The organism is Chryseobacterium sp. FW101-FHT12H09 (assembly GCF_058790395.1).
The window spans coordinates 686,549-698,621 of sequence record NZ_JBYTCP010000003.1; the positions used below are offsets into that span (position 1 = coordinate 686,549).

Below are 12,073 nucleotides of genomic sequence, written 5' to 3' on the forward strand. Positions count from 1 at the left end.
TATTTCTGAAAGCGGGTTTATTCTATTATTTATTCCAATTAAAATATCGCTGGATATTTTTGTGGGTTTGTTTCATTAAACATCGCGTAGATCTTTTCCACCATATCATCTGATGATGGTTTACTGAAATAATCTCCATCACTAGCATAAGCAGGTCGGTGATCATTTGCAGCAATCGTTAATGGATCAGAATCTAAATATCTAAAAGCTTTTTGCTTCTCTAAGATCTGTTGAAGAATAAATGCTGAAGTTCCACCTTCTACATCTTCGTCGATAACGACTAATCTGTTTGTTTTCTTTACACTTTCAGCGATTTCATTTGTTAAATCGAAAGGAATTAAAGATTGAACATCAATTACTTCTGAAGAAATACCTAATTTTTCCAATTCTTCAGCTGCTTCCATAACGACTCTCCATGTAGAACCGTACGTTACCAAAGTTACATCTTTACCTTCTTTAGTTACTTCAATTTTTCCTACAGGAACTGTAAATTCACCTAAGTTATCAGGTTGTTTTTCTTTTAGTCGATATCCGTTCAGACATTCAACAATAACTGCAGGATCATCACTTTGAAGCATTGTATTATAGAATCCGGCTGCTTTTGTAAGGTTTCTTGGAACAAGTACCAGAATTCCTTTTGAAAGGTTAAGGATTCCCGCCATTGGCGAACCTGAATGCCAGACACCTTCTAATCTATGTCCTCTTGTTCTGATGATCACAGGAGCTTTCTGCCCGCCTTTAGTTCTGTATTGAACAGTAGCTAAATCATCGCTCATTCCCTGAATACAATATAAGATGTAATCTAAATACTGGATTTCAGCAATAGGTCTTAGCCCTCTCATTGCCATACCGATACCCTGACCTAAAATAGTCGCTTCACGGATGCCTGTATCTGCAACACGAACTTCACCATATTTTTCCTGCATTCCTTCTAAACCTTGGTTTACATCACCGATATTTCCGGCATCTTCACCAAAGACAAGTGTTTCAGGATATTTTTCGAATATTTTATCAAAGTTATTTCTTACCACTACTCTTCCATCTACATCTTCTGAGTTGTCAGAATAAACAGGCTTAACCTCTTTAATATTTTCTGCTTTCCATTGAGACTGAGAATATAAATGAGATGAATAGTTGTCTTTTTCCACTTCCAAAATCTCATTGTATTTCTGCATCAATTGGTTTCTTTCGGAAGTGCTTGTACCTCTTGTAGCCAATAATGATATCCTTACTAAATGGAAGATATCTTTCTTAGCTTTAGAAACTAATTTATTAAACTGCGCAATGTAATTTTCAATCTCTGCATTTTGTCCTTTAAGATTTTCAACCAAAGGTAAAATAGATTTCGATAGATCAGAAATTGTTTTCTGGTAATTTTCCCAAGCTATTTTCTGGCCTGCCTTTACCATTTTTTTAGCTTCCTCATCTATGGCATCCAATTCTTCAGTTGCAGCAATAACCTCTTCTTTTCCTTCAATTTCAATTGAGTAATTCAAAATCCATTCTCTGAATTTTACTAATCCATCAAAATCAGCTTCCCATGAAAGACGCTCTTCATTCTTATATCTTTCGTGAGAACCCGAAGTAGAGTGACCTTGAGGCTGCGTAACTTCAATTACGTGAACCACTACAGGAACACTTTCTGTTCTTGCAAAATGTTCTGCTCTAGCATATGCGTCCAATAAAGCTGGATAATCCCAAGCTTTTACCTGAATAATTTCACAACCCTGATTTTCACCTTCTTTTCTTTGGAATCCGCTTAACATTTCAGAAATGTCAGCTTTCGCTCTCTGATTCTTAGTAGGTACTGAAATCCCATAACCATCATCCCAGATTGAAACGATCATAGGAACCTGAAGCGCACATGCTGCGTTCAATGTTTCCCAGAAATGGCCTTCTGCTGTAGAAGCATCTCCAATAGTTCCGAAAGCAATTTCGTTTCCGTCCATTGAGAACTTCTCAGAACCGTCAAATTTTACTGATTTATATATTTTTGAGGCCTGAGCCAATCCTAACAATCTAGGCATCTGACCTGCTGTTGGAGAAATATCTGAAGAAATATTTTTCTGAGACATCAAATTCTTCCAGCTTCCATCTTCATTTAAACTTCTTGTTGCGAAGTGACCATTCATTTGTCTCCCTGCTGAAGCAGGCTCTCTCTCAACGCTTGTATCAGCATATAACTGTGCAAAAAAGCTTTCAACCGTTAAGGCATCTACAGCCAATGCAAAAGTCTGATCTCTATAATATCCTGAACGGAAGTCCCCATTTCTGAAAACTTTCGCCATTGCCAACTGTGGTAACTCTTTACCATCACCGAAGATCCCAAACTTAGCTTTCCCAGTAAGAACCTCTCTTCTACCCAGGTAAGACATTTCACGAGAAATTCTTCCCAACTTATAGTCTTCAAGTATTTGATTTTTAAAATCTTGAAAGGAAATCTTCTGTGTTTCAATATAGGTTGTTTGCATAGCCAAATATAAAAATTTTTAGTTCTCGAAGTATTTTGCTAATATACACTTTTTAAATTAATTTTAATTTTTAATAATCTTTTTTAAAAATTTGATAATAGAGGAAATTGTGTTTTATTTTAAATAAATTTGTATAAATGGAAAAAAAATCACCGCATATATTAAATGCATCGAGTAATCTTTTAGGGTTTTCTTTGATCATAATTACCTCATTGAAAATCACTAAAATCAGTGTTCATACTTATTTAGATGAGTTTGCGGGAATTGCCTGTATTCTTTTTGCATGCAGTTGTTTCTTTTCATTTTTAGCAATAAGATCTAAAAGTGAAAAAAGAGAAACCAAGTTTGAAAACATTGCGGATTATTTATTTTTAATCGCATTATTATGCATAGTCCTAGCTGTTATAATTGTTACACTAAGAATAATTTAAACATTTATAGATAGTTTAGAAATAATGATCAAATAAAACAATTTACAAATCCACTGACCGCTTTATAATCAGATTCGCTTTATTTTAGGATAAATTGAAGATTACGACATTTAAGTATTTTACCAATAATTGATTATGACAGAGAATTATATCAATCGGATATACTTGGAAACCTTAATTATTTTCAGAATGAATGTCTGATCATTCACTGCTTTTTATTAAAACTTTCTTTCAATTACATAATCTAACATACTGTGCAATGATCTTTTGGCTTCAGAATCGGGAAATTCATTAAGAAGATCCTTTGCCTTTTGTTGAAAATCTTTCATTACACGAATTGCATAATCCAAACCACCTGAACTCTTTACAAAAGCGATTAATTCTTTTACACGTTTTTGGTCGTTATTATAGCGTTTTATAGTATTTAGATAATATTTTCTGTCTTTGTCACTCGCAATTTTCAAAGTATGAATTAAAGGGAGAGTCATTTTCTGTTCTTTAATATCGATACCAACAGGCTTTCCAATAACGTTTGAACTTAGATAATCGAATAAGTCATCTTTAATCTGAAATGCCATTCCCGTATAAGTTCCAAAATCCTGCATTCTTTTAGCAAGCTTTTCTTCTGCATTATTCGATAAGACTCCTATTTCACAACATGCCGCGATCAATGTTGCTGTTTTCTGACGGATAATTTCATAATAAACATCTTCTGTAATATCGAGCTTTCTTGCTTTTTCCAGCTGAAGAAGTTCACCTTCAGACATTTCTCTGATTGTTCTGGAGATAACAGCCAGTAAATCATAGTCTTTATGATCCGTTGATAATAACACTGATTTTGACAATAAATAATCACCTACCAAAACTGCAATTTTATTTTTCCATAGTGCATTAATAGAGAAAAAATTACGTCTTTTAAAACTTTCATCCACAACATCATCATGAACCAGTGTCGCGGTATGGATCAATTCTATCATGGAAGCTCCGCGATAAGTCTTTTCATTAACATCACCTATCAGTTTCGCACAGAGAAATACAAACATCGGACGCATTTGCTTTCCTTTAGTAGTAACAATAAACCGAGTTACTTTATCTAATAAAGGGACTTTACTCTGCATTGATTCATAAAACTTCTGCTCGAAAAGTTTCATTTCTTCATTGATCGGTTGTTTGATTTCTTCTACAATATTTGCCAAAATCGGTGAGTGATGAATAAATAATTATTAATATTCACAAAGATAATTTTTTTCGGGTAATTTTAGTAGAAAATTCAATCTTTGAGTTGTTCTTTTGGAATAAAATACAGACTCTGCTTTACGGTTCCTAATGGATATCTGAATTTTTCACCTGAAATATACAGTCCTCGATCATCTACTGCTATTCCTTCGATTTGCCCAACAGAGGTAGCACTTCCTAAATAGTAGTGTCTGGGTTTTTCTTTAAAAAAGACTCCAGGTTCTGTTTCCTTAAAGATATCCAGAAAAACTTCTGTTTTTTTTGTATAACCCACTAAGTAAAGTTTTTTATCAAAATAGGAAGCATCCGTTACTACAAAATCAGTTTTATATGTTTCAATTTTCTCAGCTTTTTGCTGTTCTGAAGTTCCTGGATCAACAATATAATGTGATGTTGCTTTTGCAGCCCATTCTTTAGTAAAAATATGCAATTTACCATTCAAATAGATCATCGCTTCCGCATCGAAGTCGTTACTGGTATTTTTTGAAATAAATTCTTTCTGTTCAGGATAGTAAAAAGAGATCTTAATGCCATCTAAAGTTCTTTCAGAATCTGGAACTTTAGAGGTATTAATCATAACAAGATTTTCGTAAGGAACTTTGTAAATCGTAAGATCTTTTCTGGTTCCTGTATTGTTTCCAAAATCTCCGATATAAAAGTTTTCACCATCATTGGTTAGTGCTTCCCAATCTTTATTAATTAAATTAGTTTTGAAAGTCTGAATAATTTTCCCATCATTTTTATCTATTTCAAAAATTTCCGGTTTATTACCGCTGTCATTGAAAGTATAAAGTTTTCCATTGAATAAATTCAACCCTGAAGTTTCCTGAACCTGATCTTCAAGAAAATTGATTCTGTATTTTTTTATTTTAAGAAAATCGGCCTGCTGAGAAAAAGCAGCTTGAAAAACAAAGACTGTAAAAATGAGGATAAACTTTTTCATTGAATAAAAATACGGTTTTCACTGCAATAGATTGATCCGCAGTTTAAATTAAATCTATGAAAAATAAGTTTTAGCTAAAGCCAATTTAGACAGACTATATCACAATCTAATAAAAATTCATGCCGACTTCTGTTGCTTACGTGCTTTCTTCTCAAAATAATCTTTTTGATACTGTCTTACTGTTTTCCCCGTTCCATCGTGTCTCCAACCCGGAGAGTTGAAAATATAATTAATCCTGTCCGAAAATTTTAATCCAGGCTGTTTGATATCTTTCCAGATTCTTCTCCATTCATATAATAATACCGTATCAGGTCTGTTATCGGGCATCTTAGGATAAATTCCATATTTTACAGGTGTATCCGGATCTTCTTTTTCAAAAGTTCCGAACATTTTATCCCAGATGATGAGGCACATTCCCATATTCCTGTCCAGATATTTAATGTTGCAGGCATGGTGTACACGATGGTGCGATGGAGTGACTAAAATATATTCTAAAAATCCCATCTTTTTTACAGTCTGGGTATGAACCCACGTTCCATATACCTGTCCAATAGCATATACCACCATGATATGCCATGGATTAAAACCTAAAAAAGCCAACGGTGAAAAGTATAAATATCTATAAAGGGGTTGTAAAACAGGACTTCTGAATCCCGTGGTCAGATTAAAATATTCTGAATTATGATGGGTAATATGAACAGCCCAAAAAGCTCTGGAATGATGATCAACATAATGAAGCACATAATACGCAAAATCAGTGATCACAAAACAGATAAGCCAGTACCAAACTGTAAAATCCCAGGAAAAAAGTCGGTGATTGTAAAAGAAAAACATCACTCCCATTGCAAAAACCTTCATTATCAAATCCAAACCGAAGTTCATCAATGCCAAATAAACGCTTGTTGCTACATCTTTTTTATCATATAGTTTAGCCTCGGAAACATGGCTATAAATCATTTCAGCTAAAATTACAGTAGCATGAAATGGAATTGCCCAGGCATAGACATTTTCTAATCCATCTTCACCCAAAAAGTAATTCATTGTTACTAATTTTTGTACAAAGGTAGGATATTATAAAAGTCAGAAATCGGATTGAATTATTTTTAATGAAATTTTAATCGGTAACCTTATTGGCTAATTGTCCACATGCAGCATCAATATCTCCGCCACGGCTTTTTCTGATCATTACAGTAATGCCGGCATTTTCAAGTTGACGAACATAATTTTCTTCTGCCTGTTTATTGCATTGGTCATATTTACCATCACCGATCGGGTTATACTGGATAAGGTTAACTTTAGAAGGAACTTGTTTACAGTATTTAATTAAAGCTTTAATATCTTCATCACCATCATTGATCCCTTTCCATACACAATATTCAAAAGTAATTGTATTCCCTGTTTTTTTGTACCAGTATTGAAGTGATTCCATAATATCAGTTAATGGAAACTTATCTGAAAACGGCATGATTTCATTACGTTTGGCTTCTATTGCCGAGTGAAGTGATAAAGCCAGCTTTACCCGTAGGTCATCATCCGCCAGCATTTTGATCATCTTAGGAATTCCTGAAGTTGAAACAGTAATTCTTCTTGGAGACATTCCCAGGCCTTCAGGTTGAGTAATTTTTCGAATCGCTTCAACTACATTTTTGTAATTCATCATTGGCTCCCCCATTCCCATAAAAACAATATTGGTAAGAGGCCTGTCAAAATACATTTTACTTTGACTGTCGATTAGAGCGACCTGATCTACAATTTCAGCAACTTCAAGATTTCTCATTCTCTTCAACCTTGCGGTAGCACAGAATTCGCAATTTAATGAGCATCCTACCTGTGAAGAAACACAAGCTGTCGTTCTCGTTTCTGTAGGAATTAAAACGGATTCCACCATTAAGCCATCGTGAAGCTTCACCCCATTTTTAATAGTTCCGTCTTTACTTTTCTGAAGTTGGTCAACGGATACTGGATTAATGGTATATTCTTCGGAAATTCTATCACGAAGCTGTTTCGAAAGATTCGTCATTTCATCTATAGAATGGAGGTTTTTACTCCACAACCAGTCATAAACCTGTTTCGCTCGAAACGGTTTTTCTCCTAAAGTCAAAAAATAGTCTTTAAGCTGATCTAGTGATAAAGTTCGGATATCTTTCATTGTAAGGTGGTGATCTTAGGTTGAAGGTTGCAGATAACTAATACCTGCAACCTATTACCTAGTATCTTTTATAAAATTAACATTGCATCACCGTAAGAATAGAATTTATACTTTTCTTTTACGGCTTCCTGATAAGCATGCATTATAAAATCTCTTCCTGCAAATGCAGCAATCATCATCAATAATGTAGACTTTGGGGTATGGAAGTTGGTGATCATTGAATTGGCAACTCCAAAATCGTGAGGCGGATAAATGAACTTATTTGTCCAACCGTTAAATGCAGAGATCTTCTTGTTTGAAGAAACTGAAGTTTCTAATGCTCTCATTGTTGTAGTACCCACAGCACAAACTCTTCTGTGTGCATCTACTGCTTTATTAATGATATCAGCATTTTTCTCATCGATGATGATCTCTTCAGACTCCATTTTATGCTTAGAAAGATCTTCCACCTCAATTGGATTGAAGGTTCCTAAACCAACGTGAAGGGTAACTTCTGCAAAATCAATTCCTTTGATTTCCAATCTCTTCATTAAATGTCTGGAGAAATGTAAACCCGCAGTAGGTGCTGCAACAGCTCCTTCAATTTTTGCATAGATCGTCTGATATCTTTCAGCATCTTCAGGCTCTACTGCTCTTTTGATATACTTTGGAAGCGGTGTTTCTCCTAATTCTTTTAATTTTGTTCTGAATTCTTCATAAGAACCGTCAAACAAAAATCTTAGTGTTCTTCCTCTGGAAGTTGTATTATCGATAACTTCAGCAACTAAAGACTCATCTTCAGTAAAAAACAGTTTATTACCGATTCTTATTTTTCTGGCTGGATCAACCAATACATCCCAAACGCGAGTTTCCTTATCAAGTTCTCTTAAAAGGAATACTTCGATTTTAGCACCTGTTTTTTCTTTATTTCCATAAAGACGTGCTGGGAAAACTTTAGTATTATTGAAAATAAATAAATCCTTCTCATCGAAATAATCCACTACATCTTTAAACAACTTGTGCTCTATCGTTTCTGTTTTTCTGTCAAGAACCATTAGTCTGGCATCATCTCTGTGCTCTGATGGATGTTCTGCCAATAATTCCTCAGGAAGGTCAAAATTAAAATCGGATGTTTTCATTTTTTTAAATTACGGTTTAAAAATTATTGAAATTACAAGTGTAATTTTCGGTGTGCAAATATACGACATTGAATACCCCTTTGTCAAGCTTTATTTAATAAAGCTGTTAAATGGTTAATATTCACTATACGTTTCAATGCAAAAAAACTGTAATTTGGCCATCTAAAATTATTAATTATGAGCAAATATTCATTAGAAGCATTCGTTAATGAAACTAAGGAAAACCCACAGGAAAGGGATTATTTTGAACTTGAAAAACCTCAGCTTTTAGAGATCAATCTTAATAACCAATCGGTTTGGACCAAAAGAGGAAGCATGGTTGGATATATAGGAAATATTAATTTTGAAAGACAAGGTATGATGTCTGGAGGATTAGGAAATCTCTTAAAAAAAGCAATCAGTGGTGAAGGAACCAAATTAATGAAAGCGGAGGGTACTGGAAAGCTTTATGTGGCAGATTCAGGGAAAAAAGTTCGCATCCTTCATTTAAACAATGAATCTTTATGTGTAAATGGCAATGATGTTTTAGCACATGATCAAAGTATAAAAAGTGATATTACCATGCTAAAGAGTATCGCAGGAATGATGGCAGGTGGATTATTCCAGGTTAAATTATCGGGAACGGGACATATCGCTATTACCACTCATGGTGAACCGTTAACACTTATGGTAACTCCAGACAGCCCTGTTTTTACAGATCCTAACGCAACTGTTGCGTGGTCTGGAAATCTAACTCCTGAACTGAAAACCAATGTTTCATTTAAAAGCCTGATGGGAAGAGGTAGCGGTGAGGAGTTTCAAATGAAATTCTCTGGAAATGGCTGGGTTCTTATTCAACCTTATGAAGAAGTATATACTGTAGAAAAATAATACATTTAATATAAACATTTCGTGTAGTTAAACTCCTTATTTTTGTTAAACATTAAAACAAAAACAAAATGGGTAATCTTCTAAAAATATTTTTTTTGTTGATTCTTTTTCCTATCGTTATTATTGCCCAATCATCAAAGAAAAACTATGAATATAATATAGATCTGCTTCATATGAAAAATGATGAAGTTATGGTTTCTTTTACTCCACCTAAAAACAATCTGGAAAAAGGGAAATTTATTATACCCAAACTTGTTCCCGGATTTTATCAGGCTATGAATTTTGGGCAATATGTTTCCGATGTTATTGCGACTGACAAAAATGGAAAGAAAATACGAACGGAACGTTTAGATAAAAACAGCTGGATGGTGAATGACCTGAAACATGTGAAAAAAATATCATACCTGGTTACAGATGGTTGGGATTCTTTACAACAAAATACTGACGGAGCAAAATCTGCGGGCAGTACTTTTAAAAAGGATAGTGTTTTTGTCATCAACTATAATTCTTTAGTAGGCTACTTTGAAGAAATGAAAGATGCTCCTTATGAAATCAGTATTAACAAAAATAAAGATTTTTATGCTTCCTCCGCATTGGATTATAAAAAGAAAAATGATAGTACTGATATTGTTTGGGCAAAGGATTACCGGAAATTAGTAGACTCACCTGTGCTCTATTGCGTTCCTGATACCACGTGGTTAAAAATAGGAACTACTGAGGTGCTCGTATCATTTTATAACAATAAAGAGCGGCATTATTCCCAAAAAATAGCAGATCATATAAAGACTATTTTAGAAAATCAAAAAGCTTACTTAGGAGGAAAACTACCTGTTGACAAATATGCCTTTTTGATCTATTTTGAAACTTCAAAAGAAAGGGGATCTATTGCCGACGGTCTTGAACACTCGAGGTCTACAGTCTGCCTATATCGTTCCGGAAATATGAACTTTTTACCGGATGCTTTAAATAGAGTTGCTGCCCATGAGTTTTTTCATATTATCACACCACTCCACATTCATTCGGGAGAAATCCAGCACTATGATTTTTTAAATCCTACCATGTCAGAGCATTTATGGCTTTATGAAGGTATGACAGAATATGCAACCATACATATGCCTATCAAACAAAAGATGATCAGTCTGGCAGATTTTGAAAAAAAACTGGAAGAAAAGATACAGGGTATGAAGGAGTTTGATAATACATTATCTTTTACGGAACTGAGTAAAAATGCAATGGAAAGACAAGATCAATATATGAATTTCTATCAAAAAGGACCACTACTCGGATTATGTTTAGATATAAAACTACGCGAACTTTCTGGCGGAAAAATGGGTACTCAGGATCTTATGCAGCGGCTCATGAAAAAATATGGCGAAGATAAATATTTTAATGACAATTATTTATTCGATGAAATCACAAAAATGACTTACCCCGAAATACGTACATTTTTCAAGGATTTTATAGAAGGTACAAAACCTATTCCTTTGAAAGAATATCTTGCAAAAGTGGGTTTCACCTATGATGAAACCACTGGAAAGATAGGTACTTTAGTAAACCCTGATTCAAAACAGATTGCCTTGAGGAAAGCATGGATCGATCAATAGGTTTTCAATATCTATACAAAGATTGATGACATCACTTCTCTGTTATACATCCTTATAGAAAAACAACCATAACTTACTCTTAACAACTATCCTTAATAAAACCTGTGTATTATGAGAAATATACTAACAAGCCTGCTTTTATTAGCAATAAATATCACTCATTCACAAATCTCAAATGTTGAGAAAGTGATTGATTCCAGTGTGAAAGATGATAACTTTAACGGAGCTGTTTTAGTAGCTCAAAATGGCAAAACTGAGTTGCTTACTTATAAAGGCTTATCAAACAGACACTATAACATCAATTTCTCAGATGATACTAAATTCCATATTTTTTCTTTAACTAAATCATTTACTGCAGTAATGATCATGCAGCTTTATGAAAGAGGAAAAATCAATCTGGATGTTCCTATTGCTACTTACTTACCGGACTACAAAGGTGAGGCGGCAAAGAAGGCAACAATAAAAAATTTGTTAACTTACAGTAGTGGTAGATTCAATAAAGATCTAAGCTCCCCGGAATTGATCCATCAGGCTTATGATAATACGATCTGGAATCTGGATGACTTTATTACTACCTTTTTGTCTGAAAAGCTTATTGACAAACCCGGTACAAAGTTTAACTACAATAATGGAGATTATATCCTTCTTGGAAAAATTATTGAAAATATCTATGGTAAATCCTATGAAGAAGTTTTAAAAGAACAGGTATTAGTTCCTTTAAAAATGAACAACACTGGTCTGCTGCATCATAATGATATCATTCAGAATATTGATGATGGTTATACAGGTGCAGATTCTGACGCATTTGCACTCCATACACCTACCAATACCTATATAGATAATTTGTATGCTGCAGGAGGCATGTATTCTACACCAAAAGATCTTTTGATCTTTGATCAGGCCATCTTCAATCATACTTTATTAAAAAAAGCTACTGTAGATACTATGCTCACTCCTTATAAAGAGCTTGGTGAAACTGCTTTTAGCTTTTGGGTTTATCCTAAAAAATTTGGTAATATCAATACTTTATTTGTAGAACGCCAGGGTGAAGGTTATGGGCACAGTTCAAATTGGGTCCATTTACCAGAGAAAAATCTAACCCTAATTATATTATCAAATACCAAAGATATTAAATACCTCAACAAAATGAGAGAAAGGATAATTACCGCCTATTATGGACAATAATCTGTTAAAATAAATTCTTAAGTTAAAGAAACTACCCATTTCTGTTGGGATTTTAATATTTTTAAA

At 33.9% G+C, this 12,073-nt stretch carries 10 protein-coding genes; 4 read left to right on the top strand and 6 right to left on the bottom strand.

The window, feature by feature from the left end; genetic code table 11:
• Nucleotides 1-38: 38 nt before the first annotated feature.
• The gene (locus AC3WRL_RS13875; RefSeq protein WP_492330545.1) at nt 39-2,471 is read right to left on the bottom strand and encodes an alpha-ketoacid dehydrogenase subunit alpha/beta; all 2,433 of its coding nucleotides are present in this window, start codon (nt 2,469-2,471) and stop codon (nt 39-41) included.
• Between the two features lie 137 nt (nt 2,472-2,608).
• Here AC3WRL_RS13875 and AC3WRL_RS13880 point away from each other — a divergent pair, with 137 nt between their 5' ends.
• Nucleotides 2,609-2,902 (top strand): hypothetical protein, encoded by a 294-nt coding sequence (locus AC3WRL_RS13880; protein ID WP_214831634.1) that lies wholly within the window; start codon nt 2,609-2,611, stop codon nt 2,900-2,902.
• A 218-nt stretch (nt 2,903-3,120) separates the two neighbouring features.
• Here the strand turns inward: AC3WRL_RS13880 and AC3WRL_RS13885 are convergent, their stop codons facing one another.
• The 5 genes from AC3WRL_RS13885 to queA all read right to left on the bottom strand — a co-directional run bounded on the left by AC3WRL_RS13885 (nt 3,121) and on the right by queA (nt 8,348).
• Nucleotides 3,121-4,098: a polyprenyl synthetase family protein gene (locus tag AC3WRL_RS13885; RefSeq protein ID WP_261512687.1), complete on the bottom strand. Its 978-nt coding sequence runs from the start codon at nt 4,096-4,098 to the stop codon at nt 3,121-3,123.
• 74 nt (nt 4,099-4,172) lie between these two features.
• Nucleotides 4,173-5,081, bottom strand: coding sequence for a hypothetical protein (locus tag AC3WRL_RS13890; protein ID WP_492330546.1), 909 nt, complete (start codon nt 5,079-5,081; stop codon nt 4,173-4,175).
• 117 nt (nt 5,082-5,198) lie between these two features.
• Nucleotides 5,199-6,122 (bottom strand): sterol desaturase family protein, encoded by a 924-nt coding sequence (locus AC3WRL_RS13895; protein WP_214831637.1) that lies wholly within the window; start codon nt 6,120-6,122, stop codon nt 5,199-5,201.
• A 73-nt stretch (nt 6,123-6,195) separates the two neighbouring features.
• Nucleotides 6,196-7,230: a dual-specificity RNA methyltransferase RlmN gene (gene rlmN / locus AC3WRL_RS13900; protein WP_214831638.1), complete on the bottom strand. Its 1,035-nt coding sequence runs from the start codon at nt 7,228-7,230 to the stop codon at nt 6,196-6,198.
• A 68-nt stretch (nt 7,231-7,298) separates the two neighbouring features.
• On the bottom strand, nt 7,299-8,348 hold the full coding sequence (queA, locus tag AC3WRL_RS13905; RefSeq protein ID WP_214831639.1) for a tRNA preQ1(34) S-adenosylmethionine ribosyltransferase-isomerase QueA: 1,050 nt from the start codon (nt 8,346-8,348) through the stop codon (nt 7,299-7,301).
• Between the two features lie 177 nt (nt 8,349-8,525).
• Between queA and AC3WRL_RS13910 the strand changes: the two genes are divergently transcribed.
• The 3 genes from AC3WRL_RS13910 to AC3WRL_RS13920 all read left to right on the top strand — a co-directional run bounded on the left by AC3WRL_RS13910 (nt 8,526) and on the right by AC3WRL_RS13920 (nt 12,007).
• Entirely contained in the window at nt 8,526-9,218 is a 693-nt protein-coding gene (locus AC3WRL_RS13910) for an AIM24 family protein (RefSeq protein WP_214831640.1), read from the top strand.
• Nucleotides 9,219-9,286: 68 nt separating this feature from the next.
• Complete coding sequence (locus AC3WRL_RS13915; protein WP_492330547.1) at nt 9,287-10,822, top strand: M61 family metallopeptidase; 1,536 nt, start codon at nt 9,287-9,289, stop codon at nt 10,820-10,822.
• Between the two features lie 111 nt (nt 10,823-10,933).
• Entirely contained in the window at nt 10,934-12,007 is a 1,074-nt protein-coding gene (locus tag AC3WRL_RS13920) for a serine hydrolase domain-containing protein (RefSeq protein ID WP_492330548.1), read from the top strand.
• Nucleotides 12,008-12,073: the final 66 nt, after the last annotated feature.